The sequence below is a fragment of the Pseudomonas sp. LAP_36 genome (genome assembly GCF_019456785.1).
GTDB classification, from domain to species: Bacteria; Pseudomonadota; Gammaproteobacteria; order Pseudomonadales; family Pseudomonadaceae; genus Aquipseudomonas; species Aquipseudomonas tritici.
Genome location: NZ_JAHZMS010000001.1, coordinates 994,389 through 1,019,477, shown reverse-complemented (window position 1 = coordinate 1,019,477; position 25,089 = coordinate 994,389). Strand labels below are relative to the sequence as shown.

Sequence of the window (25,089 nt, the reverse complement as noted above, 5' to 3'; positions counted from 1 at the left end):
AGAGAGTGGAGGTTCAATTCAATCTCTGCCTAATAAAGGGCCGTCAGCATCTTCCTGACGACGCATGTGGATCAGGTCCACAATCTGACACTCGGGAACATAACCACTTACCGTATCGCCGAGCAGTTCGCGGACTTGAACATAGTTATCCGAGGTGACGGCATCGATTAGTGCCGAAATCGCAAGTTTGAACTGCTCCCACGGCAAATGCTCCTCATCGGCCCGCATGATCATCGAGTGTTCGGTCGGAGATACGTTGTCTCCGATCAGCAGCTCCTCATAGAGCTTCTCACCACGGCGCAGGCCGGTGAACTCGATCGCGATGTCTCCGCTGGGTTTTTCCGGACTACGCAATGACAGGCCGGAAAGGTGCACCATCTTTTCAGCCAAGTCTGCGATTTTTACCGGGTGCCCCATATCGAGTACGAATACGTCACCGCCCTGCCCCATTGAGCCGGCCTGGATGACCAATTGCGCAGCTTCAGGAATTGTCATGAAATAGCGGGTCATGTTCGGATGGGTCACGGTAATCGGCCCGCCATTCTTGATCTGCTCGCGGAACAACGGGATGACCGAGCCCGATGAGCCCAACACATTACCGAAACGGACCATGGTGAAACGAGTGTTGTTAGTGCAGGGCTGTGTGAACTGCTCACCGAACAACAGAGGCTGGGCCTCACGACTTAGCGCCTGCAGGGTCATTTCTGCCAAGCGTTTGGTGCACCCCATGACGTTAGTCGGGCGCACTGCCTTATCGGTGGAGATCAGTACAAAGTGCTCCACTCCAGCTTGCACCGCAGCCTGAGCGGTGAGCAAAGTACCGAGGACATTATTCAGCACGCCCTCAGCGACATTATGTTCGACAATAGGCACGTGTTTATAAGCAGCAGCGTGATAAACCGTATTGACCTTCCAAGTACGCATCACATCCAGCAGGCGCTCACTGTTGCGAACCGAGCCTAGGATCGGTACCAGCTCCAGATTCAATCCTGTGTCTTGGATCAGCTTTTCCAATTCGATCTGGATGCTGTAAAGGTTGAACTCACTGTGCTCGAACAGGATCAACGCCGTCGGCCTACTGGTGAGGATCTGCCTGCACAATTCCGACCCAATGGAGCCACCCGCGCCTGTCACCAGCACGACGTGATCGCGGATGCAGCGCTCGAACAAAGCCTGCTGTGCAGCAACCGGATCGCGGCCGAGCAGGTCGACAATATCGACTTCCTGAAGATCGCTGACACTGACGCGGCCGTTGGCCAAGTCCATGAACCCAGGGATCGTACGCACGTGTACCGGATAGCGTTCAAGCGCAGCAAGAATCTCACGGCGCCGGGCGCGTGAGGCCGACGGGATGGCTAACAGGACTTCAGTTGCACCTGTCTCCTCGATCATCTGTTCGATATCAGAGAAGGGGTAAACCTTGAGCCCGGCTATTACCCGGCGCGCAATAGTTGCGTCGTCGTCGATAATCGCAACCGGCCGCATTGACTTGTCCGACCGCAGGGCCGCGACCAGCTGGTTACCTGCCGCGCCACCGCCATAGACCGCGACCTTGGTCGCGTCGTCGTCCTGGCGTAAAAAAGGCACATGCTGACCCGCAAGGAACCAGTCGCCGAGGAAATACTGGCGCATGAACAACCGTAGTCCGCCGATCATCAGCAGATTAAGCCACCAATAGTTGATGATCAACGAGCGCGGGACCAGTACGTCCGGTCGATACAGGTAGACGTAGACCGTCAATACCAACGACGACAACGCTACGGCTTTGAAGATGCTGACCAACGCTTCGTTACCGAAGTAGCGCATCACCGCGCGATACAGGCCAAACCGGATAAAAATAGGAATAGAGATGATCGGCGCAGCAATGAATAACCAGGCGTAATCACCGAACGGGTTGATGGGTTGTTCAATACCCAACCTCACCACAAACGCGAGCCAAAGCGCGACCCACACCAAAATCACATCGACCATCAACTGCAAGAAACGCTTGTAGCTGCGCGGCAGATTCAATAAACGCTCACGCATTGCACGAGATCCCTTCGTTCGAATTTCGGATTGCCCACCTCCCTTCCCGTCCACGCTCAATGCTCCAGAAAGTCTTTTGCCGTTTTTTCCAGCGCCCCATCCACACTGATTGCGGGGGTCCAACCAAGCAGCACTTTAGTTTTATTGATATCAACCTGAAGCGATCCACACAGACGTTGGGATATCGCCTTCTTGCCAAGCAACTGCGCGACGCCACCCAACAGTTCCATCGGAAGCGGCAACAGACGCGCTGGACGACCCAATGCCCGCGCCATCATCCGCAGCAACTCCGTCGTCGACAGGTCTTCATCATCGCTCACCAAAAAAACTTGGTTCGCAGCGGCAGGATGGTGTACACACGTCACAATCAGATCGACCAGATTATCCACCGCCACAAGGCTTCGTTTGTTGATAATGGCACCCAAGGGCAACGGGACGCCACGATTGAGCCAAGCCATCATGCTGCGAAAATTGGCTTTTACCCCAGGGCCGTAAACCAGCACGGGTCGAATAATCACGACTTCCATTCGGGTTTTAGCTGCGAGCAACAGCAACGCCTGCTCGGCTTCCCACTTGGAAATACCATAAGGGTCCAGCGGAGCCGGCACATCATCCGCCGTATAAGCATGCCCTGGCTGCGTGCCCTCACCGTTGACCTTGATCGAGCTCAAGTAAATGAAGCGGCGCACACCAGACTCTGCCGCTTGTTCCGCCAGGCGCAAAGTGCCCCGTACATTCACACGACGAAAGGCCTCCAACGGATCGGCTTCGCGCTCTTCCATGACATGTACCCGAGCGGCACAGTGGATGACAACCTCAACGCCCTTGAGCGGCCCAAGCCAATCGGTGTCTGGCTCAATCCCAGGCACCTGAACGGTCTGCAGATGGGCTGGCGACTGCTGCGGAACCTGGCGGTAAACCGAACGCACGCTGTAGTGCGGATCGCTCAGCAGCCGAGCCTGGACGGCGGATCCGACAAATCCGCTGGCGCCTGTCAGAAGAACACGTGTCATAGGACGCTCAAGCCTTCTTCCACACCGTACGATTGATGTAGTCGGTGTAGCTCAGGACCACGCGCACGACCTGCAACGAAACCGGCCCGCCTTGATAATCCGGTACCACAGGCACTCTGCGATGTTCGCGTGCATGCTGGCTGGTAACGACTCGAACCGCATCCATCACCGATTCACGCTTGAGGCCGCTCATGATCAATGTGCCCTCGTCCATGCCCTCAGGGCGTTCATGGGCGTTGCGCAACGTGACGGCAGGGAGACTCAACAACGAGGCCTCTTCAGTGATGGTGCCGCTGTCGGACAGCACACAAAATGCCGACATCTGCAGCTTGATGTAGTCCAACAGACCAAACGGTTTGACGAAACGAATCAGTGGATGGTCAAGGGATTCGCCCAAGGCTTCCAAACGCTTGCGCGTACGTGGATGTGTCGAAACGATCACTGGAAAACCATAGTGGTCCGCCAACGAGCGGAGGGTATCCAGGAGATCACGCAGGTTATCCGGCGTATCAACGTTCTCCTCCCGGTGAGCGCTGATGATGAAAAACTTGTCCTGTTCCAAGCCACTTCGCGCCAACACATCAGACTGCTCGATCTTGGGCATGTAGTAGTCAAGGACTTCCTGCATGTGAGAGCCCGTCTTGATAATCGTCTCCGGCCGAATGCCCTCGGCGATCAAATAACGGCGAGCATGTTCAGTCAACACCATGTTGATATCGCTGAGGTGGTCGAGCACCTTACGGTTGAGTTCCTCAGGCACCCGCTGGTCGAAGCAGCGGTTACCAGCCTCCATATGGAACACCGGTATCTTGCGGCGCTTGGCCGCAATCACAGCGAGGCAGGTGTTTGTGTCGCCGTACAAGAGCAACGCATCTGGCTGTTCCAGCTCGAAGATTTCATCCGACTTGGCAATGACTTCGGCGATGGTTTTTGCGGCGGTATCACCCGCGGCGCCGAGAAAATGGTCCGGCTTGCGGATTTCCAGATCGTCGAAGAACACTTGGTTGAGTTCGTAATCGTAGTTCTGCCCGGAATGCACCAGGACATGATTGACCTGGCGATCGAGCTCGGCGATAACCCGGCTCATTTTGATCAACTCGGGACGTGTGCCGACGAGCGTCATGACCTTAAGCATCGAGTTGCTCCTTGATGTAATCGAGCTTGAGCAGCAGTTCCTTGATGCCAGATACATCCAGGCGATCGGTATTGTGCGAGGTGTAGTCGTAGAATTCGGATATACGTTCCTCGCCTTCAACAAAGTACTTGTTGTAGTTCAGGTCACGGTTGTCCGCCGGAATCCGGTAGTAACGCCCCATGTCCTCAGCCTTGGCCATTTCCTCGCGAGAAACCAGCGACTCATAAAGCTTCTCGCCATGGCGCGTACCGATCACCTTGACCTCGTTTGTCTTGCCGAACAGTTGCTTGAGAGCTTCGGCCAAGTCGCCAACTGTTGAAGCAGGGGCCTTCTGGACAAACAAATCGCCTTGCAGACCGTGTTCGAAAGCGTGCAAAACCAGATCGACCGAATCTTCCAGCGACATAAGGAAGCGGGTCATCTCGGGGTCGGTCACCGTCAGGGCGCCGCCCGTGCGAAGTTGGTCAACAAACAATGGAATAACCGAGCCGCGAGAAGCCATGACATTGCCATAACGTGTCGCGCAAATGACCGGGCCACTGGCAGGGATCATGCGCGACTTCGCAACCATCAACTTCTCGGACATCGCCTTGGAAATGCCCATAGCGTTGATCGGATAGACCGCCTTGTCAGTGCTCAACACCACCACCCGCTGTACACCACTGGCGATGGCGGCATTCAGCACGTTTTCGGTGCCTAGCACGTTGGTGCGTACCGCTTCCATTGGGTAAAACTCGCAGGACGGAACCTGCTTCAGGGCTGCAGCGTGAAAAATGTAGTCCACACCCACCATCGCCTGATCCAGGCTGTCGCGATCACGCACATCGCCGATGTAGAACTTGACCTTGTCATTGGCCAGGGCGATGCGCATGTCTTCCTGCTTCTTCTCATCACGACTGAAGATGCGAATCTCGCGCACAGCGGTATTGAGAAAACGCTTGAGGACCGTATGGCCGAAAGAACCTGTACCACCGGTGATCATCAATACCTTGTCGTCGAACATGTAAACCTTCCGAATTCGTTAGCGAGTGGCGTGCATCAGCTCAATGAGCTGGGGCCAGGTTGGAGCTTTGTAGCCGGTTGCCTGGGTGAAGCGCTCACTGTTGAGCGAGCGGTCAATCACTAATGCGGCGTCTGGACGGATCTCGATTGACTTGCCGTATTGGCTGGCAATTTGTGTCAGCAGATCAAGCTTGGCGATTGGTTCTGCGGACACATGATACAGGCCATTGAGCTCTGGGTGCGGGAGGACGAAGTCTTTCATCACGCGGGCCAGTTCGGCGGTGGGTAGACCGGAGAAGATAGCCTTGGAGAAGCCCCGGGTACTGCCCTCTTGTGAAAGGAACCAATCAACCAATGAATGGTTGGAGTTTAACTCGTGCCCGATGATGGAGGTGCGCAGGGTAATTGCGTGAGGCAAATCGTGCAGTTCGCCGATGTACTTTGACTTCCCGTAGAGGTCTTCGGCGTCTGAAACGTCGCTTTCCAGATAGCCACCCCGGCGGCCCGAGAACACGCAGTCGGTACTGATGTGGATGAGTCGGGCGCCACTCAGGGCACAAAGCCGCGCGAGCCTATGAGGCAGCATGGCGTTGATGGGCAACGCAGTTAGCGGGTCCTTGGCATCTGCAAGTTGCTTGATGAGCCCTACGCAGTTGATTACAACATCAGGACGCACCTCTGCAATAACTGCGGTGAGTGCGTCCTGATCGAGCACATCCACACCGCTGAGCAAATGCGGCTGGTGCTGCGGCGCGAAATAACGCAGTGCGGCGGTGCTCCGTACCGTGCCCCAAGTGTCATGATCTAGATCGCCGGAAAACACTTGGAACACTGCGTTACCGAGCATACCGGTTACGCCAAGAATCAAAATTTTCATATTTATCCTTTAACTCAAGCTGCCTAACGACGCCCGGAAAAACCAGACAATCTGAGTCGCAAGCGATTCAAAAGATGATGAGCAAAAATTCGCTCATCCGCTCCCATGATCAAAAAACTGAAGACCAGTGCCGGTATGATAAGAATGAAGTGCCACGAATAGAGTTCTCTATCATCCCAACAAAGCCAAGCAATTAGCGCGACTATCAAAAATCCAGTCAACCAATATAGAAGCTTCCGTTTCTTCAATACCACCCCATGACTAAACCGCAAGCGTGATGTCAAGAATACAAGATAAAATACGTAGCTGACGAAATATGCAAAGCCGACCCATTCGAGCCCGTAAGGAAGAAGACACAAGGATATCGACATGAAAATCAAGCTCCAAAGACCCTCGGCCATCGCAAAACCTTTCATGTCCGCACGCGCTACCAAAGCCGTAGAGATAACCCAGCCCAATACCCTGACAAAATCCCCAACAAGGACCCAACGCAATACATCAAGCGACGGGAGAAACTCATGACTGAAGAGCAAAGACACAATAAGAGGCTTCATCACCACCAAACAGCCTATGAGCGGTAGAGATATTAACAACGAAAAATGAAACGCCTTTGCCAGTGCCGAATGCAATTCGTATCCATCCTTAACTTTGCTGAGCTCAGGTAATAGATAGCTTTGCAAAGAAGTCAGAAACAACGCCAGATACATTGCACTGATGCTCCAAGCGGCATCAAATTGCCCAGCGCCCTCCAACCCATAGAACCGAACTATGTAACTTCGAACGATCAAAACACTACCAAGCGTTAAAAATAACGACAGCAAGGACGGCAGTGCTACCCGCAAGAAACGCACGGTTGCACCCCGCGTAGCCCCTGAAGGCAATACAGACTTTATATCTTTGAAATAACCTATACGTCGAACATAAAAGAAAGCTGCGATCAACCCAAGTAGAGGTCCGCCAGCCAGAAGCAAAACCATGATATTTGAATTACCGCGTGCATAGGCCAGTCCTACTGGTAATGCGACGAGCGCAGCCCCCAAGCCAGTAAGGATAGTGACTAAGCTAAGCGCCCCAAACTCCATTTCAGCAGTTAGCACACCTCGAAAGAAGAAAAGCAGTGATCCAAGGACGATCGGGATAATCAGCCAACGAATAGCGGAAGTATGCTCCCCTTCGAAAATCCAATCAGCAATGAAATCCGCAAATATAAAAACCCCTATAGAGAGTAATAAACTAGCAACAAAAAAAACATAGAAAGACGAAATGAAAAATTGTCGTTTTGAAACTCCTTGATGACTACTTAGACCCTGAACGACGGCGTTCTGGCCTCCAATGGAGCCAACGGACGAAAGCATTTGCTGCAAATGGCGCAATATAGAATATAGTCCTACCCCTGCAGGCCCGGCTAAGACTGCGAGCAACTTCACCGCGACAGCGCCTAGTATCAGGCCAACAAACTGCCCCACGGCGGTTTTTAGCGTAGATACTGCCATGCCTGGTTTCACTTATCACCACCAGTTTTACCCAGAGCCGGTACATCAGCTCTATTGTCAAAAAGAAGAAAGGCTAAAACTACATATATAAAGAGCCCACCACTAAGAAGTGTAGCAGTCAGCGAACTCACTGACGCCACGAAAAAGCATACGACACTTGAAACCATCAAAACCTGGCTCCCAGAAGAAAATATACAGGCAGCGCAAAAAGTAAAGATCAGGCAGTACACCAGCACTCCAGCCCATCCAAACGCGAGTTTTGCGTCTACAAAAAACGCAGTATTGGACGCCCCTGCCCCCCCTGGCGAGGGACCGAACTCATAAACGTAAACCATCTTTTCCAGCAACATTTTTGGCTCACCATAAAGATGGTGAATAAAGCTGACCGAACGTCCTAATGTCAACTCCCCATTCAAGATTTTTCGGTGAAAACCTAACCAATCGTAAGCGGTGATATAAGGGATCCATACGATCCTATTCAACAAAATAAATATTTTGCCGGACGCCTCATTTGCGTCAACCGGGACTTGCCCAAATCCAAATTGATCTTGAATCATGTTTGGTAGAAAAAATCGTCCTGGCCGCCCCATAGCTTCTTGAATTGGCATACCGGGTGGTATCGAGACCTCTAAAGAATGTGCGTCCTTCGCTCCAGCACTAACACTTTTCATTTGCGCATCCCCAACCCCCCCCATCGCAAGAAGGGCCATAATACCGATGCTCGCAACCATCAAAAAAATCACGCCAACCGAGAACAACCATTTTTTCAAAGTAAAATAATAAAATATGCAAGGAAGAAATATAAAAACCGGCGCAGCCTTTTCCAGAGACAGCATTGAAAGAGCGAGCAGTGCAATCAAAAGTAAATACCGCAACCTTGAACCAAAAACAAACGCTGCAACAAGAACCAGCGGCATCAACGATCGACCGAGTATAAAAACTGCATATCTAAGTAAACTCTCGTACCCTTCTAGCCCAGCTAAAAACTGACCGCGCGCCTGAGCAATATCCATCAAGGTGCCTCCCTTGAGCGCAACCATCAGGGGTACTACCTCGGCTAGATGAACAGCATAACCAAGACTCGCTACGTAGATAACAAATACGATGAAGGACAGCCGATACCAAAACACCATAGAGACATTAATCAAACTTGATATTTTTCGGGCCACAGAAACAAATATTCTAGAAAACAATCCATAAGAACAAAAATAAGTAAGACAAAACAATAAAATCAGTAATAGAAGCTCAACCGACTCTTTATCATGAAAAAAAATCAGTCCGAGCAACGAGGCCGGAAAATAAATCATCCCAATTAAATAAACAGGAAAAGCTCTAATACCCATAGTAAAAATAGCTCAAAAAACACCTTCCCAATCAATGTCACCAACTCTGGAATACCTATGACAAAATGCGTACCAGATTGTTCACTTGGGACGGCATATCGAAATTCGCGTCAAAATAATCTCGACCCGATTTCCCCATAGCGTCACGTTCAGCTACGTCGAGTGCCTGCAAGCGACGGATGTTCTCCACAAGAGGCAGGACCTCCTCGGCAACCGAAGTCAACCCCGCGCCCGCTTCCAATACGACCCGCGCGCCCTCACCATTAATGCTAGCGAGGATCGGTCGACCTGCTGCGAGATATGCCTGAATCTTACTCGGAACCGTTTGAGCGAAAGCCTCGTTATCATTAAGCGAAACGAGCAATGCAGATGACTTTTCAAAGATCTTTGGCATCGCTTGTGGTGCAAACCGTCCAGCAAGGATCAAGTTATTCAAGCCTAATGCTTGCTGTTGTGACTGGAGCCACGCCAAGCGACTTCCGCTTCCCACCAGCACCAACCGCACTTGCGGATCATCCCGTAATTGCACGGCAGCTTCTACAAGCGTATCCAGTGCCTGCGCGGTACCCAGATTACCGGCAAAAACCACACAGAAGTGCTGGTCCAGCAATTCACCCAACTCATAGGGGATAGGTGCCGCCTCCACAGACGGGTGTGCATCTATGGAGTTGGGGTAATAAATGATTTTTCTAGGATCAGCATAGCGCGACACAGGTTCAAAAAAGGCACGTGACTGCACCAATAAGATGTCGCAGCTACGATAAATAACTTTGACCAACCACCCAACGGTTTTGAGTGCATGAGGATTACTAATAAATCCAGTCGCTTTGAGGCTTTCCGGCCAAAGATCCTGTACCCACAAAGCAAGCCTTGCCTTCTTCAGCCACTTTAATGGAATTGCGGGAATAGCCTGCAGGACGGGTGATGGAGCAAACACCAGAATCGCGTCAAACTCTCGTTTTCGCAGCATCCAGGGCAGAAAAATTAAGCCCGCCAAAACAAATGAAAGATAATTGAGTATCAGGTTTTTCGCCCCGCCCGCTCCTCGCGGCCAAAGTGGTACGCGGAGCACGTCGATTTTGCCGAGATAGCGCTCGTGCTGCGTCCCCGCGGCGCTATAGCCGTCGAAAATCTTACCATCCGGGTAGTTTGGCTTTCCGGTGGCCACGACGACTTCATGGCCCTGATCATCGAGGGTCCGCACTATGTCGTTAATAATGAAGCTTTCGGGCCAAAAATATTGGGAGAGAACGAGGATCTTCATAGTTAATAAGGGGAACTCAATCAATGATCCTAGCAACGTGATCGGCTATGGCTAGGCTGGCAGTCAGCCCGGGTGATTCTATCCCATAAAGATTCACTAGTCCGGGCAGGCCGTGGGTTTGCGAGCCCTGAATAAGAAAATCTCCAGCAGGCTGTCCAGGCCCTGAAAGTTTGGGTCGAATGCCGCAGTAACCTGGCGTAAGGCGCTGTGGATCAAGCCCGGGGAAGTAGCGCTGGATTGCCACTGAAAACTCGCTTTTGAGGGACTCTTCGACCTGGTAATCAATGCTGTCCGTCCAGGCTACGTCCGGTCCGAATCGAACCTGTCCCCCCATGTCGATAGTGGCATGTACGCCAAGGCCAGCGGTATTCACTTCTGGCATAGGGTAGATCAGGCGTGTAAATGGTGAACTACCGCTGTAGGAAAAATAGCGGCCCCGGCACCACTGGGTTGTCGGCACATGACGCGCCTCGAGGCCGTCGATGCGTGTAGCGAGCTGGCTGGAAAAAAGCCCCGCCGCGTTTATTACACGCTGCACGTCCACTGAGAAAGGCTCATCGCAGCTCTCGCCTTCCACGATCCATACCTTACCATCGTGGTGCAGCCGCTCAACGCGCGTCTCCAGCGCCAGATCGGCACTATGTCGCTGCGCATCACCGAGCAGTGACATCAAATAGGCGTGACTATCAATAATGCCAGTATCCATCGATAACAGAGCTGCAACACCGGAGACAGCAGGCTCCATTTGACGGAGTTGCGCCGCACCCACTTCCTGCAATGAATCCACCCCCGACTGCTGTGCATTCTTCTGAAGGGCATCAAGCGCAGCAATTTCATCCGAGCTTACCGCGACGAGCAACTTGCCGATCCGCCTGTGCTCGACATGATGGTCTGTGCACCAACGATACAACAAATCGCGTCCTTCCACGCACAGACGCGCCTTCAACGAATCGGGAGTGTAGTAGATGCCCGCGTGAATAACTTCAGAATTGCGGCTGGAAGTATGCGAGCCAATCAAACGCTCTTCTTCGACCACCAGCACGCGCTGTCCTGAACGCGCCAGGCGCGAAGCGCAGGCCAATCCAATAACTCCGGCGCCGATGATGAGACAATCATAAGAACTCATATTACGAGTGCCTTGTAAGAATCAGGATTTGGAAAGAAGACGCAAGTAGACGCTGTGCATCAGCTCGGCATTAGCTTTGATCGCAAAGTTTTCCTCTGCCCATTGGCGAGCCTGGCGGCCCAAGGCCTGACGCAAGGCATGGTCCTCTGCCAAACGCTGCAAAGCATCGGCAAGCAGCTCAGGGTCAGGCCGCGGAATCGCCAGTCCCGTCACCTCGTGCACCAGAGCGTCAGGCACCGGGTTTGCCACTGCTACCACGCTGGGAATCGAATAGAAAGCAGCCTCGAATACCGGCCGACCCGCCGCATCCAGATGAGAGGGAAAGCAAAGAATGTCGAGTTGTGGGTAAAGCGACCTAACGTCGCCAACGAATCCCAGCATACGAACCTGATTCTGCAAACCGTAATCGCCTATCATGCGTTCCACGTTGGCACGCACATCATCGGCAAAACCCAGCTTACGAAGCGTCCAGGCCTTTAGCCCCGTGAGCTTACGGGCATTCTCCCCAGCTATCAGACACTCAATGTTTACGTTACGAGCCTTGAGTATGCGCATCGCCTCAATCAACTCATAGATCCCCTTGAGTGGGATCAAAACACCGAGAAATCCGACGCGGACAGGTTTTCCAGCATTTTGCGACGATGAGTCCTGAATATCGTTTTCAATCCCGAGACCGTTGTGCACGATGCTTAAGGGCAAGCCTGCTGCCAGTGTTGCAGCGACAGTATGATCGATCGGTACGACAGCGTCGGCAAAACGCCGTAACCAGGCATTTACGAGTCGCGTACGAAAGCCAGAGTCCGGCGCGCGCTGCAGAGAGCGCACATGTACAAGCATCGGCACACGTAGCAACCACTTGGCGACAATACCTAAGGGCAGTAATGTTACTTCGTTAACATGCAGCAAATCGAACTTCTCATGACGCAAGCGCCAGATCGCTGCTACAGAAAACGGCAACAGGTAAATCTCTCGCAGCAAAATAATCCAGCGTAGTCGGCGATAGTGACTAAAACGAGTATTGTCGAACTGACTTAGCCCGTTTACTTTGCGTACATCCATGCCTGCTTTGGCAAAAGCGCCGCAGACCGGACCGTCCGGCGTCAGTACCGTGCCGTCTACACCCAGGGCACGCAGACAGATGAACAATTCGATAAGGCTCTTTGACGCGCCACCGAACGCCGCAGCCGGATGCAAGTAAAGCACCCGCATTGATGATTCGTTCATCGTAAACTTCCATACCAGCGCGCAAAGTTAACCCAGCGCCAAACCTGCCAGGTATAAGGGCGACGACCCGAAACCACCGCGTCGAAATGTTCAAGGAGTTTTGCCTGGTCAAGAAATGGCAGTCCTAGATCCTCTTTCAACCAGGGCCTCAATACGTCTGCCATCCCCATAAGCCATTGCTGTTCCGGCGTCGCAAAACCGATTTTATCGCGACGCTCAAGCACCTCTGCCGGCACGATCCCACGTAGCGCGGAACGCAACAGATGCTTGGTCTCACCCGCAGGGGAAACAAGATACGCTTCTGGTAATGACAGCATGAAGTCGGCGAGATCGGTTGTCAGGAACGGTACGCGGCTTTCCACCGAGAAACGCATTGAATTGCGATCACCGTGGCGAAGCAGGCCGAGTAAACCGCGGGTATTCAGCGAGGACGCCAACGTACTCATCATGCGACGGCCCGGTATCTGCTGGGATGGCGCGTGTTTGGGAAAACCGAGATGGACGCCGCTCTCGCGCAACGGCCCTGGTCGGATCCATGCTGGGCAATTGTCCATACCGTTAAGCCCACGTAGCAGATCGTGCAGACCGCCCTCACTGTATTCGCCGACAATCCGCTTCAACCCCTCAACACGACTGCGCCCCGGCCATTTCGACCATTGACCCAAAAAGCTCCAGGCTTCTCGCAATTGGCCGTCGTCTAGCAGGCTGCGAATACGTTGCCCCACATATCCGTTATACCCACCTTGATTCTCGTCGGCTCCCTGTCCTTCCAGAGTTACGGTAACTCCCTGTTCTCGTGCCTTTTTGAACACCCGATACTGGGCGTAGATGCTCGTACTGCCAAATGGCTCACCCTGCGCGGTAATCAAATCTTCGAGATCGGCCGCCAGTTCTTCCCCCGACACAATAACCTTGTGCGCCTTGGCACCAACGTGCGTGTTGACTTTATCTACCCAGCTTTCTTCACTGACGCCACTGCCGCGGGCAATATAGCTGAACGTATTGATATCCGAATCCGGCTCAAGGTGACGCATGGCGCAAACGATCGCAGACGAGTCGACGCCTCCAGACAAGGCAGCACCCACCGGCACATCACTCCGCAGATGCAGACGCACATTGTCGAGAAACATTTCGCGTAGCTGATCACTTGCGCTGGAAAAGCTCATGGACTGAGTCTTTAAGATGGAGGGCTTCCACCAAGTCTCGGGACTGGATACCTTGAGCGCAGCTAGGTTGACAGTGACTAGCTGTCCGGGAAGTAAACTCACCACGCCATCGATGAAACTCTCCTGGCCGAAGTCATATTCACCATGCACCAAATAATCGTATGCACGCTGCCAGTTAAGTGTAGAGCGTTGAGTCTTCAGCGCTCGAAGGGCCGGGAGCTCCGAGCCGAAGATGAACGCACCATCCTCTAATGCGTAGAAGAACGGTTTAATACCGAATGCATCGCGAACACAGGTCAGTGAGCCCTCTTGCCGATCAAATACTACGAACGCAAACATCCCCTTGAGCCGAGGCAACGCAGCTTTACCCCAATGACTCCAAGCAGCAAGCAACACTTCAGTGTCCGAACGAGTGCGAAATTTCGCTCCAAATGACTCTAGCTCTGCTCGCAATTCAATATAGTTGTAGATCTCGCCGTTGAACACCAGCCCAAATCGTTGATCGGCGGTATACATCGGCTGCTGGCCTGACGCGGAAAGGTCAATGATTGCTAGCCGGGTATGGCCGAGCACAACAGCGCCCTCACCTACCGGGCGACGATCAAAGCCTTGATGATCCGGGCCTCGCAGTCGCATCGCTGCCAGCGCGGCGTTGACCCGTTGGTCCAGCCCCGGAGGAGTAACACGCCAAAACCCACCTGTAATTCCACACATTTTATTTGGCGACCTCTGCTGTCGAATGCAGGGCTTTTTCGTAGTCGTCCTTGATCTCGCGAGCAATGCTCAGCGGATCATGCCAACGCTCAACGAATGCCCGACTTCGCTTGCCTAGGGCGACTAGTGCTTCACGGGACATCTGCAACAAATCGCGCAAATCGTCCTCCACTGTAATGGGAGTAACCTGAAGAAAGGGCAAATCAGCTTTCATTTCAGGCGGAATGAAACCCAAGTCTTCATCCCGAATGTAAACAAGCACTGGCTTGCCAAGCGCCATCAACTCGACAGCCAAGCCGCCGTACCAACCCGCGAACAACTGATCGACAAGAACGTCTGCAGACTCATAAATCTTCCTTGCCTCGGCATTGCTCATGCCTTCGACCAGCAGCAATTCGAATTCAAAACCTTGAACACGTAGCCTTTCCAGCGCGCTGAGAATAAGGTCAGAACCTTTAACCTTGCGATTACTTGGCGCATGCACGATACGTAAAGGCCGGTTCTGATCCTGAGTATAGGAAGGTATCCATTCATCTAGAAATACCAGTGAATAAGGTGTAAAGCGCGCACTTTCTGGAAGCACATGCATGAGATCAGGGTTCACTGAGTAGACCTGACTAGCAATACTTGAAAGCAATTTGATATTGCGCCGCTTGAAGGCATCAGAAGCGGCGCAGTAATATCCATCTTCAACCTGACTGGCAATGTTGATAGAAAAATGCTCGCGACTGTAATCACCCTGACGAGCATCATCGCCTTGATAGGTTACGAACACAGCCTTGCCAAGAATACGAATATAGGCAATCTCGAGACGCTGCAGCGCACGCAGGTAGCCTGCATAGAAAAGGCGCAGAAATCCTTTAATGCCTTGATTAGGGCTGAAGCTGAAGGCGTAAGCGTTAGCGAGCGTAGTGCCAGCATTGTAGTGGATTACGTCAAAGCGCGGGAGCAAGAAAAGAATGGCTCCTATACGTTTGAGTTCTCGCATTAGTAAACTCTGACCAGGGCGATGCAGCTCAATATCAGCGGGATAGGCGAGGTAATTTTGCGACACCACAAGGGAATGGCTTTGTACTCCCAACAGCTGCAGCGCCCTACTGAGCGCTTGAGGATTGCCACCCACGGAACTGGGAGCGTGCAGGACACTATATTTCTTCATCAGGGAATGAGTTCCAAAATTCCTCGAGCGAAAGAAATTTTGGGTGCAATTAATGACTCACTCAACGCATCAATATTGGCGATGAGATTGCGAGACTCAATATTTTCTATATTAAAAACTGGATCACGCCCGACTGCCTTGCCTATGATGCCGGCAATATCTCGAAGTGAAAGAACCTCTGCTCCAGCGACATTGAACGTATGACTGCCCTCAAGTGCCAGGCAATGTTCAAGCGCAGCTACCGCGTCACTGACGTGGATTGGATTAATCTTTATCCCATCAGGCCCCTGCAACGTGATGGGCTGCCCAGACATAATATTGTCAATCAAACGAGGAACAAGCATTGAGCGCTTCTGTCCTCGACCATACATAAAAAAGAATCTAAGAACAGTGACGTTCATTAAAGATGAATAATTCTGCGCTAGTACTTCACCACACAACTTGCTGCCAAGATAATAACCTAGCTGCCCATGATGGGGGATTTGGGCGTTTTCTTTGAAGGCCTCATTCCCAGCCCCATAGACCCCGCCTGATGAAGCCAGGACGAAATGTCGCGCCCCTGCGGTCCTCGCATAGTCCAATAGACGTGCAGTGGATGCCACGTTGACACCAAAGACATCCAAAGCTTGATCGGGAAACTCACGGAATCTAGACGATTGTGCCAGATGGATAACTGCATCCACTGAAACCGGCAACATCCGCGCGGACCACGCTTGCGAGAGATCCAAAACATGGTAGGTAACTCCCGCCACAGGTGCTTCAGGCGCGGTATGAACTATCGCATGTACCTGATGCCGAGCAACCAGTTGCGCTATAGAATGTGTGCCCAATAACCCATTGGCACCACTGATAATAATATTCAAAATTGCAACCCCACCTAATTAACCTTCCTAGGCCTGTTCTCGGCTGTCCCCTTGGGGAGGGCCGATCAATTTGGCGAAAATTTCGGAAAAAACGAGCGAAATGGCCTCCACGGAGTGATGACGCTCGATATAGCCTCTGCCCTTACCCGCCGCGACCTCAAGAATATCGCGATTTACATACAGGTTTCTAACAACTTCTTTAAAGGAAAAAGCGTCTGCACGAATAATTGGGATCTCGTCGAACCCTTGGAGCAGACCAGTCGCGACATAGAGCTCTTCAAGATCACGCCGAAGGTGGCAAATGACCGGTTTCCCGGATGCCATCGCTTCGATTGCAAACATCGCGTACCACCCGATAACTAACTGATCGACGATGACGTCCGCCTCAAGAATCATGCGCCGCACTTCCTCGTTTGGCACCCGCTCCAGCATTGTCAATTCTATATCAAGCCCCTCTGCGCGTAACTCGTCCACAGCCCGCAGAATGTGCCGCGTACCCTTGATTTCGCGGTGATTCGGAGCGTGCAACAGTTTCAGCGGTCCATTTCTAAACGGCTCGCTAGCGCTAATCTCAATGAGATTTGGTAAGGGAATGGAAAAATGAGCGATCATCAGCGTATCCCAATGGTGCATGTAGTCGACCCACTCGCAGCCACCAATGATATGACTTCCTGCTGAACTCCATATATCAACCATCGTTCGGATATGACGATGTCGCTTGCCGTGCTGTGGGTAATCCATCGCCATAGCATGCTTAAACTGGAGATTGGGAGAACGAGACATAATCTGAACGTCAGAACCATAAGGTAAAACGACCACTTTTACACGAGCCCATCGATACAGGTAAGGTTCCAGTCTCCATAAGAAAGCCGTCCCTTGCCCCAGCGGGCCACCATCAAAATATATAATTAATGAGCGATAACGTAAAATCGACCAACAGAAAATATAGATATTGAGAAAAAATTTACGACAAAAAAAGTTTTTCGATAGCCAATATAAGTCAAACCGGACATCAAAACTATTTGTAATGTGCCATACCTGACTCACGAAGGTTTCAGCGGAATAGCCGGCTAGCTGCAGCGCTCTCTTATGATATAAATTATTGATAAGCGGAAAAGGACCTAAGCCAACATCTATACTTTTATTAACATGCCTTGCAGCCAAGACCATGAAACATAAAAAAGGGAAAACAACTGCCTCGAACAAGAAACGAAAAAAATAATAAATAAATTTCATTTTCTAATGACCACCTGAGTCGCCTGTAATTCTCGAAATACTTTCAGATTAAGAGCTGGCATTGCAAGAGCGAGGCAGCACATAGCCCCCCCTAACTTCATTAACATAATTACGATATTCATCTCGTATTGCTGAAAAAAAACACTAAAAACAAGAACGATGGTACCTAACAGACATATCCAGAGTAATCGCCTCCAACAAATAGGCAGAGGGTAGTAACGCTGCGTGAAAAACAAGAAGCCGGAAGATAGAAAAATATATGCCGCAACTGTGGCCCATGCCGCACCCGAAACACCAAATTTCGGAATCAGAAGCCAGTTAAGTACAACATTTATCATCGCCGCCGCCCATACAAGATAAGCGAAGACCTTAGTACGATTCGCAAGGGAAATACCAATCGCTGTAACTTGCTGACTAGCTTGCAACACAGCAGTAAAACACAGTATTGAAAGAGGGACAGATGCCGAAAAATACTCTTTTGTCAAAAAAACTCTCAATATCTCTCCCGAAAATAATGCAATAAATCCAGCAATTGATAACATCACTACAAGCAAAATCAGTAAGACCTCGAAGTATAGTTGGCGGTATTTCGTAGGATAATCAGAGCGCAATTTTACAGCATAGGGACTCCATGCCATGCCAAAAGCTGTGGCCACAAAAATCGCAAGGGTCGAAAATCGAAAGGCGACAGAGTATAGCCCTACATCATCGACACCCGACATCGACGCTAACATCCATCGGTCGATCGAGGCAAAAAGCCAATATGCCAGCTCAGTAAAAATGAAGGGCGAGCCATACGCCAAGAGGCGTCGCGACCAAACATAATCAAACTTTAAAATCAAATCTTTGCGAACAAGCCAAAGCCCTAGGGGAATGGCTAAAAAAAGTATAAGCGCTTGAGATAAAAGTACCCCTTCTACACCAGCACCCCAATGAAGAACAGCAACAACCGACAATAGTGCGCCAAGCGCACGGCTAGTAAAAGAAAACCCTAAAAACCTCCAAGGCGAAAAATGCAGTCGGAGTACATCCTGTAGAAATTGAGCCCATTGAGTTAACGGCAATAGCAATGCGACTGCCAGTGCGCCAACAGCACTAAGCTTAACCAAATCTGAACTTATCAAAGGTACTACATAGGGGATAGTCAAATACGCTATTAGCCCGAAAAAAGCTCCTAAAATAAACGTTATAAAAAAACCAGTCGAGACGAGTAACGGTCTCTCGCTAGATGATACAGTTTCATCCCAATAAAAACGCTGAACTGCGTTATTAAGACCAAATCTGACTACAATACCACCCAACATCACGACCGTCATCGCCAACTCAAGCACGCCATACCCAGAAGTTGAGAGCGCAGCTGCCAATAAGGGAAAAGTAAAAAAGGCAACGAGCTTGAGCAGAAAATCCACCCCGCCATATATTGCACTGTCCTTAAACAAACTACGCAACAATGTCAATTTTGAATCCGACCGTTTTTTAATGGATGTTGAACCTTCTTCTTTCTCATTACAAAGTCGCCATAAAGTGGATGGCAGAAATCGGCCAATGTAGATCTATCTTTATACACATACTCTAGAACTGCAGAAAAAAAGAAATTCGCAGCTTCATAACTGTGATATTTTTCTATATATTCACGGCTAGCACAACCCAATTCTTGACGCAGTTCAGGATTACGGACCAATTGCCTTAAAACATCAACTAAAGTTTCTGGAGAAGCAGAAACAATAGGACACTCAGAAAAGAATGACCACCGCCTTAGAGGCAGAATATATCGGTCATCTTCAAGATTACAAATTACCGGCAATCCAGAGGCCATCCCTTCAATCGCGTTTAAACCATGCCCACTAATTACAAGCTGTTCAATTAGCAAATCTACGTCTTTTTCAAAAGTTTCCTTAACAAAAGAATTTGGCATTCCTTCAATCAAGACCAAATCGACTTTTAACCCTTCCTTTTGTAGTATTCTAACCGCTTCTATAACAAATTCACTACCTTTAAACCCCCTGAAATTTGGGGAGTGGGCAACGTAAACGGTGCCGCCCTCACCGCCGTCTGCTGTGCTCAAGCGTCTCGACGGATTCCACAAGTTATCATCAATGAACAATTGACTCCCTAGTAATACATCCCACCGACCTAATCCATCGAATCCTATAAACCCCGGAATGACACAGTCAGCGCGCTCACACCAGTAGTCGACTCTCTTCGCTACGGAGCCCTGCTCTCTAGAGCGCAACGGGATTGAAGCTTGTAGACCATGACTCACCGCAGTGGATCCTACACGTCGATATACGTAAGAATCCAAGCCAAACGGTATAACTACGATTTTTTTACCTGCCAACTTTAAAAGAAAGGACTCTAAAAACCAATAAGGCGTTCGCCCAAGAAAAAAACCATTAAACGAGATAAAAAAAACATCATAAGAAAACAACGAACCAAAAAAACCCAGGTAGTACTTCAAAAATACTGGCACTCTCCAAAACTTATCCTGCAGGACCAAATCATAGTCCTCCCGCGCATTTATGGAAGAGCAATAACCATTTGTATAGGAATAAGAAACGTAGCCTGCTTTTCGCATAGCTCGCGCCCAATAGCTATTATTTATTATCGGCGCCTCCCCCCAAACGAGGCGATGCTTTTGATTTCGCTTACAACAACATCGAGCACAGAACGCAATAGAGAGAAACGCTAACAACGTAATCGGAAGGAAAAACCAGCACACAGCTGCATAAAACTTATATTTAATGCTCATAAACCACCCTAAATCATGTCCCACTCATCCGAACCTTTTTCGGGACGCCAAAGTTTTATACACACTTTCTGCCCCGCATATAAGAAGTACGCAGGATATGTTTCAGGATCACAAGCACGAATTTCATTAATCAACTCAATTAACGGTTTTTGCGGATCTATAATTGAATCAACCGGCGTTCTTACTTTAGAATACTCACTCGCCTCGTTTTCATCTTGAGCAATCACTGAATAAGACCCAGTTTTTAAAAGCTGGATTGCCTCGTACAGGATTTTAGGCTCAATTTCTTGCCCTTTGCGATATACACTGCTCGGGGTATCAAATACAGACAGTGGAAAGGACTCCTGCACCAAAATACCTCCACGATCCATCTGTGAAGTAATAAAGTGAACAGTAACACCAGAACTTTTTTCGCCATTTATCAATATATAAGGCCCACTTCTAAAACCACGATATTTAGGCAGAAGAGTCGGATGTACGTTGATAGCAAAGCGAGCTAAGGCAATGGCTTTTTTCGATATAATGTAAGGGAATCCGCAAGACACAATCACATCAGGCTTCAACTTTTCCAATAATTCAAAAATGCCTTCACGCGCAACGGGATATACAGGAACACCGAATTCAACTGCGGTAAGAATTACGTTTTCAAAACGCCTATTAGAATCGGATAAAAAAGGCGTAATGACAGACCCTACCTTTTCACCTTGTTCCAAAAGATATCTAAGAGCATTATGTCTTGCACCGCCGGAAAGAAATGCGATATTCATTTATTCAACCATTTAAAAGGCACCGTATAAAAATACGGAAACTCCGAAAGCAATACATCACTATCAGCACCAAGCACTGAAGCGTCAAAAATATTTGTGTAATAGCTGTAGGGCATATCTATGGCCCCCCAACTTTTTTTAAATCTATAAACTCCTTCTTGTGTAGCCCACGTACCGCCCCAATTCCAGTAGCGATAGCCTCGTTCCACAGCTTCTCGCATTGCGTTAAATATCAAGCATGTCAACGGCTGCATCGAACGATACTCAGATTTTATAACCGGAGTAAAATACTCGACTGTTTCACCACTATAAAAAAGAAGCAACGCCGATATAGGACGCCCGTTAAGATATGCTATATAAACCAGATAATCTGACCCATATTTAAAACTTGACTTTAATAACTCAAAAAAATCATTTGGCTTAGCCAACCCACCAATTTCCCTCATATTTTCTTTATGTGTTTCAGCTAGAAATTCCAGCCCCCAATCGACATAAAGAGAAGACCATTCGATGTCTTGTTTTTCCGACTTGCGAACCATATTTCTTGTTTTACTGGCAAGACTTGCCATGACAGCATCGTAGCTTGAATCAAATGGAAGCTCGGTAACCTGACCAATTCTGGTATCACTGGGCACTACTTTCAAACCGCGCTCATAGAGGGCTGAATCGCCTGTAAATGGCGAAGATATTAGTGTGCTTACTGAACATCTCACCCCCTTAATGTAGGCTAAATAAAACTCTAAAATCTCTAAAAATAGAGGCTCGTCTTGAGTGAGTAAAACAACCCCTCCATGGCTACCGTAAAACGGCATTGAGTTTGCTACACTCATGCCGCCCTTTTCTTTTATAAAAAAAGGCAACGCACCGATCACTTCCCCATCATCATTAACCGCGACAACACAAAAATACTTAACTTTCAAAAAGGCGCTTATGACTTTAGCGTATTTTATAGAATGATATAAAAGCGCATTGGGAACTTTTGAAAAAAAAGCATCCAATGCAACTGAATCGCTTAGATCAAACAAATCTAATTTATAATCCACAAACAATTTCCTTAGCTGATTCAGATATACGAGCAATACAAGCATCTGATAACGCAGGATAGCAAGGAATCGAAACGGTATTATTGAATGCGATGACTGCATTAGGATAGCGTGCATCGCTCAATCCTCGCGAGCGATGCAACAAGGCATCCACCCCTCTACGTACAAGTATTCCCTTATTTCGAAAAAGAGGGGCTGCCCGATCAAATCCTTCTGAGAAAGACAGAGGAAATCTAAAGAAAATTGACTGATGACGCACTGCCCGAATCTTATCAGAACAAACAGCAGGTATCTGTTCAAAATAAAAGTCGGCTACAGTTTTTCTTTTTTCTAACATTTTTTTATAACGGGAAAGTTGAGAGACTCCAAGAGCTGCCTGGAAGTCGCTAATACTATTAGATTTTGATTTAATAGCATCTTCATTTTTTAAAATTGAAGATTTGGGAATTGTCAACAACCCCCCCTCCCCTGTTGTGAGACATTTGGTTGCGTGAAATGAATAAATCGCAACTGCTCCATCACTGCCGACATCAGAATGAAAACACTGAGCACAATCTTCGATAATTGGAACACCGAACACTTTAAGTGATTCTATATCAATTTTTATCCCAAACATGTGCACGGCGATAATTGCCACTACAGAAGAGTCAAAAAATTTAGCAATAGACTCCGTCGTCACGCACCAAGCATCGCCGATATCACAGTAAAGTGGTCGTAACCCAACATTTATCACTGCAGCTTCAACCGAAGAGCACACATAAGTGGGGATAATAACCGCCCCACCCTCTTCCAAATCGAGAAGAAGCAACGCACGTTCAAGGGCAACTTGTCCTGAAGCGGTCAATTCTGAATATCCGCAGCCTAAATATTCGGAACACTGATTCTCAAATTCATTTGCCCGCTGTCCCGAAGCAAGCATTCCTGAATTCAAGACAAGGTTCACCGAAGCGATATCCTCATTAGTGATCCAAGGAGATGAATGAGATATTTCTCCGTTTATTTTAAGTTCGCGCATATCCACTCTTCAACGCTCAACATAGACCAGATAAGTAAACGCCGGTTGCTGTTACCATCAAGATGTTCCCCGACCAATCCAGATACACTTTCAAAATCGAGATACTCATAAATTTTACTTTTTGGTTCGATTATTTTTCTTTTTACAAAATCAATACTCTCGCCTTTGAACCAACTTGCGTCCGGTGCGGAAAAACCTTGCTTTTCGGCTTTAGTAATATCACTCGGAATATATTTCCCCATCACATCGCGTAAGATCTGCTTTCCATCACGTGTTTTTTGAAAATATTTATCGGTTTTGCCACCCGCCTCGTTCTCATTAAGACGAACCACTTCAGAGAGGTTATTTAATTTCAAATGAACTGGACAACGCATCGCAAAATCGACAAGGTCATTATCCAAAAAAGGAACTCGACTTTCTAGGCCGTGCGCCATGCTGAGCTTATCTTCAACAACTAGAAGGCCATGCAAAAACGTCTTAGCTTCAAAATACAAGGAGTGATTTATATAATCTTTAGGCGAGTAGAGATTATCCGCATGATGCTTGAATACATCTCGAAAAATATCCCTGGTCCAAACATGTTTTACGTCATCCCAAATAGGCGAAAAAACCTGTTTTATCTGAGCATTCGGGATGAGGCGCTGCCAGAAATTATAGTACTTGTCAATGTAATGTTCGAAGTTATCATTTACAACAGCCCTGTAATAGCGCCAAGGGTAGCCACCAAAAAGTTCGTCCCCCCCCGCACCAGACATCACTACCTTGACGAATTTCGAAGCCAACTGCGCGGCATAATAGTTTGGATAGCTCTGACCTACACGAGGCTCTTCCAAGTGCCACGCCAACTTTGGCAAAACTCTTTCCATATCCCCCGCCTTAAGCACCATCTCGTAATGCTCAGTTTTGAAGTGGTAGGACATGTACTCGGCCTTGCTACGCTCATCAAACCCCATCTCAATGCCCGAAGCAGAGTTAAGGTCAAAACCGCAAGTGAACGTCTTCATGTACGGATAAGACTTCGCGGCTATCGCTGTGATAGAACCAGAATCCATACCGCCACTCAGATAGCTGCCAAGCTCCACATCGGTCACCAGTTGGCGATTGACAGCCTGCGTGAACAACCGATCAAGTTCCTCGCGATACTCTTCATCGCTAGCCTTATTTTCAGGCTCACGAAAGTCGTAATCCCAGTATTGGGTAAATTGCAACGCTGGCGTTTTACGCTTCAAATCCAAAACTGCATAGTGCCCTGCCGGTAGCAGCTTCACGTCGTTAAGTAGAGTTTTGTCGGTGAAGATGTTCTGAAACGTGAAATATTCCAACAGAGCTTCTTTGTCAAGGCTGCGCCGAAAATCCGGCATGGCAAGAATCGCCTTTTGCTCCGAGCCAAATGCCAGCGTCTGTCCTTGCATCGAGTAGTACAGAGGCTTGATACCGTAGCGGTCGCGCGCGAGCAGGAGGGTTTGCTCTTGTCGATCCCACAACGCCAAACCAAACATGCCGTTGAATCGCTCCAGCCCCTTTGCCCCCCAAGCAATCAGTGCATTGAGTACAACTTCGCTGTCGGTGCGAGAGCGGAATTGGTAGCCCAGAGACTCGAGTTCGATACGAAGTTCACGGTAGTTGTAAACCTCACCGTTGTAGACCATCACATAGCGCTGAGATATGGAGGCCATCGGTTGATGACCGGCAGGCGAAAGATCGATGATTGCCAGGCGACGATGACCAAGGCCGACGTTGCCTTCGATCCAATGACCTTCTCCATCCGGGCCGCGATGAGCAATCGCGTCCGTCATGCGCTGCAGCACTACAGGCGATACCGGATTGTTATTTAGATGAATGAGGCCGGCAATACCACACATGCGCTTTTGTTGC

The 25,089-nt window shown here is 49.3% G+C and carries 20 protein-coding genes; all 20 read right to left on the bottom strand.

Features of this window, described 5'->3' with window-relative positions:
* Positions 1–18 precede the first annotated feature (18 nt).
* The 20 genes from JBO08_RS04740 to asnB (JBO08_RS04645) all read right to left on the bottom strand — a co-directional run bounded on the left by JBO08_RS04740 (position 19) and on the right by asnB (JBO08_RS04645) (position 25,076).
* Positions 19–2,025 (bottom strand): nucleoside-diphosphate sugar epimerase/dehydratase, encoded by a 2,007-nt coding sequence (locus JBO08_RS04740; RefSeq protein ID WP_220074464.1) that lies wholly within the window; start codon positions 2,023–2,025, stop codon positions 19–21.
* A 56-nt stretch (positions 2,026–2,081) separates the two neighbouring features.
* Complete coding sequence (locus tag JBO08_RS04735; RefSeq protein WP_220074465.1) at positions 2,082–3,038, bottom strand: SDR family oxidoreductase; 957 nt, start codon at positions 3,036–3,038, stop codon at positions 2,082–2,084.
* A 7-nt stretch (positions 3,039–3,045) separates the two neighbouring features.
* Complete coding sequence (gene wecB, locus JBO08_RS04730) at positions 3,046–4,173, bottom strand: non-hydrolyzing UDP-N-acetylglucosamine 2-epimerase (RefSeq protein WP_220074466.1); 1,128 nt, start codon at positions 4,171–4,173, stop codon at positions 3,046–3,048.
* The gene (locus JBO08_RS04725) at positions 4,166–5,176 is read right to left on the bottom strand and encodes a polysaccharide biosynthesis protein (protein ID WP_220074467.1); all 1,011 of its coding nucleotides are present in this window, start codon (positions 5,174–5,176) and stop codon (positions 4,166–4,168) included. The genes wecB and JBO08_RS04725 overlap by 8 nt, the downstream gene beginning before the upstream one ends.
* Positions 5,177–5,194: 18 nt before the next feature.
* Complete coding sequence (locus JBO08_RS04720) at positions 5,195–6,052, bottom strand: SDR family oxidoreductase (protein WP_220074468.1); 858 nt, start codon at positions 6,050–6,052, stop codon at positions 5,195–5,197.
* A gap of 23 nt (positions 6,053–6,075) precedes the next feature.
* The gene (locus tag JBO08_RS04715; RefSeq protein WP_220074469.1) at positions 6,076–7,545 is read right to left on the bottom strand and encodes an oligosaccharide flippase family protein; all 1,470 of its coding nucleotides are present in this window, start codon (positions 7,543–7,545) and stop codon (positions 6,076–6,078) included.
* An 8-nt stretch (positions 7,546–7,553) separates the two neighbouring features.
* Positions 7,554–8,888, bottom strand: a complete 1,335-nt coding sequence (locus JBO08_RS04710; RefSeq protein WP_220074470.1) for a hypothetical protein — start codon at positions 8,886–8,888, stop codon at positions 7,554–7,556.
* Positions 8,889–8,943: 55 nt separating this feature from the next.
* Positions 8,944–10,152: a glycosyltransferase family 4 protein gene (locus JBO08_RS04705; protein ID WP_220074471.1), complete on the bottom strand. Its 1,209-nt coding sequence runs from the start codon at positions 10,150–10,152 to the stop codon at positions 8,944–8,946.
* A gap of 16 nt (positions 10,153–10,168) precedes the next feature.
* Positions 10,169–11,278: an NAD(P)/FAD-dependent oxidoreductase gene (locus JBO08_RS04700; RefSeq protein ID WP_220074472.1), complete on the bottom strand. Its 1,110-nt coding sequence runs from the start codon at positions 11,276–11,278 to the stop codon at positions 10,169–10,171.
* Positions 11,279–11,299: 21 nt separating this feature from the next.
* Complete coding sequence (locus JBO08_RS04695; protein WP_220074473.1) at positions 11,300–12,502, bottom strand: glycosyltransferase family 4 protein; 1,203 nt, start codon at positions 12,500–12,502, stop codon at positions 11,300–11,302.
* A complete protein-coding gene (gene asnB / locus JBO08_RS04690) occupies positions 12,499–14,382 on the bottom strand; it encodes an asparagine synthase (glutamine-hydrolyzing) (RefSeq protein WP_220074474.1) in 1,884 nt (627 codons plus the stop codon). The genes JBO08_RS04695 and asnB (JBO08_RS04690) overlap by 4 nt, the downstream gene beginning before the upstream one ends.
* A gap of 1 nt (position 14,383) precedes the next feature.
* A complete protein-coding gene (locus JBO08_RS04685; RefSeq protein ID WP_258407068.1) occupies positions 14,384–15,541 on the bottom strand; it encodes a glycosyltransferase family 1 protein in 1,158 nt (385 codons plus the stop codon).
* Positions 15,541–16,404 carry an NAD(P)-dependent oxidoreductase gene (locus JBO08_RS04680; protein ID WP_220074475.1) on the bottom strand — a complete coding sequence of 288 codons (864 nt, stop codon included), beginning with the start codon at positions 16,402–16,404 and terminating at the stop codon, positions 15,541–15,543. The genes JBO08_RS04685 and JBO08_RS04680 overlap by 1 nt, the downstream gene beginning before the upstream one ends.
* Positions 16,405–16,431: 27 nt before the next feature.
* Complete coding sequence (locus JBO08_RS04675; RefSeq protein ID WP_220074476.1) at positions 16,432–17,640, bottom strand: hypothetical protein; 1,209 nt, start codon at positions 17,638–17,640, stop codon at positions 16,432–16,434.
* Positions 17,637–19,097 (bottom strand): flippase, encoded by a 1,461-nt coding sequence (locus JBO08_RS04670; protein WP_220074477.1) that lies wholly within the window; start codon positions 19,095–19,097, stop codon positions 17,637–17,639. The genes JBO08_RS04675 and JBO08_RS04670 overlap by 4 nt, the downstream gene beginning before the upstream one ends.
* Positions 19,094–20,215, bottom strand: coding sequence for a glycosyltransferase (locus tag JBO08_RS04665; protein WP_220074478.1), 1,122 nt, complete (start codon positions 20,213–20,215; stop codon positions 19,094–19,096). The genes JBO08_RS04670 and JBO08_RS04665 overlap by 4 nt, the downstream gene beginning before the upstream one ends.
* A 182-nt stretch (positions 20,216–20,397) precedes the next feature.
* Complete coding sequence (locus JBO08_RS04660) at positions 20,398–21,156, bottom strand: methionyl-tRNA formyltransferase (RefSeq protein ID WP_220074479.1); 759 nt, start codon at positions 21,154–21,156, stop codon at positions 20,398–20,400.
* Positions 21,153–22,199 (bottom strand): GNAT family N-acetyltransferase, encoded by a 1,047-nt coding sequence (locus JBO08_RS28285; protein ID WP_220074480.1) that lies wholly within the window; start codon positions 22,197–22,199, stop codon positions 21,153–21,155. Before JBO08_RS28285 ends, JBO08_RS04660 begins: the two co-directional genes overlap by 4 nt.
* On the bottom strand, positions 22,189–23,214 hold the full coding sequence (locus JBO08_RS04650; RefSeq protein ID WP_220074481.1) for a DegT/DnrJ/EryC1/StrS aminotransferase family protein: 1,026 nt from the start codon (positions 23,212–23,214) through the stop codon (positions 22,189–22,191). The genes JBO08_RS28285 and JBO08_RS04650 overlap by 11 nt, the downstream gene beginning before the upstream one ends.
* Positions 23,196–25,076: an asparagine synthase (glutamine-hydrolyzing) gene (asnB, locus tag JBO08_RS04645; protein WP_220074482.1), complete on the bottom strand. Its 1,881-nt coding sequence runs from the start codon at positions 25,074–25,076 to the stop codon at positions 23,196–23,198. The genes JBO08_RS04650 and asnB (JBO08_RS04645) overlap by 19 nt, the downstream gene beginning before the upstream one ends.
* Between the last annotated feature and the right edge of the window lie 13 nt (positions 25,077–25,089).

Excerpts from the sequence above, each read along its gene's own strand:
- JBO08_RS04700 (WP_220074472.1), bottom strand. The coding sequence starts at position 11,278 with ATGAGTTCTTATGATTGTCTCATCATCGGCGCCGGAGTTATTGGATTG.
- wecB (WP_220074466.1), bottom strand. The coding sequence starts at position 4,173 with ATGCTTAAGGTCATGACGCTCGTCGGCACACGTCCCGAGTTGATCAAA.
- JBO08_RS04685 (WP_258407068.1), bottom strand. The coding sequence starts at position 15,541 with ATGAAGAAATATAGTGTCCTGCACGCTCCCAGTTCCGTGGGTGGCAAT.
- JBO08_RS04735 (WP_220074465.1), bottom strand. The coding sequence starts at position 3,038 with ATGACACGTGTTCTTCTGACAGGCGCCAGCGGATTTGTCGGATCCGCC.
- JBO08_RS04710 (WP_220074470.1), bottom strand. The coding sequence starts at position 8,888 with ATGGGTATTAGAGCTTTTCCTGTTTATTTAATTGGGATGATTTATTTT.
- asnB (WP_220074482.1), bottom strand. The coding sequence starts at position 25,076 with ATGTGTGGTATTGCCGGCCTCATTCATCTAAATAACAATCCGGTATCG.
- JBO08_RS04705 (WP_220074471.1), bottom strand. The coding sequence starts at position 10,152 with ATGAAGATCCTCGTTCTCTCCCAATATTTTTGGCCCGAAAGCTTCATT.
- JBO08_RS04695 (WP_220074473.1), bottom strand. The coding sequence starts at position 12,502 with ATGAACGAATCATCAATGCGGGTGCTTTACTTGCATCCGGCTGCGGCG.
- JBO08_RS04660 (WP_220074479.1), bottom strand. The coding sequence starts at position 21,156 with ATGAATATCGCATTTCTTTCCGGCGGTGCAAGACATAATGCTCTTAGA.
- JBO08_RS04675 (WP_220074476.1), bottom strand. The coding sequence starts at position 17,640 with ATGAAATTTATTTATTATTTTTTTCGTTTCTTGTTCGAGGCAGTTGTT.
- JBO08_RS04665 (WP_220074478.1), bottom strand. The coding sequence starts at position 20,215 with ATGCGAAAAGCAGGCTACGTTTCTTATTCCTATACAAATGGTTATTGC.
- JBO08_RS04740 (WP_220074464.1), bottom strand. The coding sequence starts at position 2,025 with ATGCGTGAGCGTTTATTGAATCTGCCGCGCAGCTACAAGCGTTTCTTG.
- JBO08_RS04720 (WP_220074468.1), bottom strand. The coding sequence starts at position 6,052 with ATGAAAATTTTGATTCTTGGCGTAACCGGTATGCTCGGTAACGCAGTG.
- JBO08_RS04715 (WP_220074469.1), bottom strand. The coding sequence starts at position 7,545 with ATGGCAGTATCTACGCTAAAAACCGCCGTGGGGCAGTTTGTTGGCCTG.
- JBO08_RS04650 (WP_220074481.1), bottom strand. The coding sequence starts at position 23,214 with ATGCGCGAACTTAAAATAAACGGAGAAATATCTCATTCATCTCCTTGG.
- asnB (WP_220074474.1), bottom strand. The coding sequence starts at position 14,382 with ATGTGTGGAATTACAGGTGGGTTTTGGCGTGTTACTCCTCCGGGGCTG.
- JBO08_RS04725 (WP_220074467.1), bottom strand. The coding sequence starts at position 5,176 with ATGTTCGACGACAAGGTATTGATGATCACCGGTGGTACAGGTTCTTTC.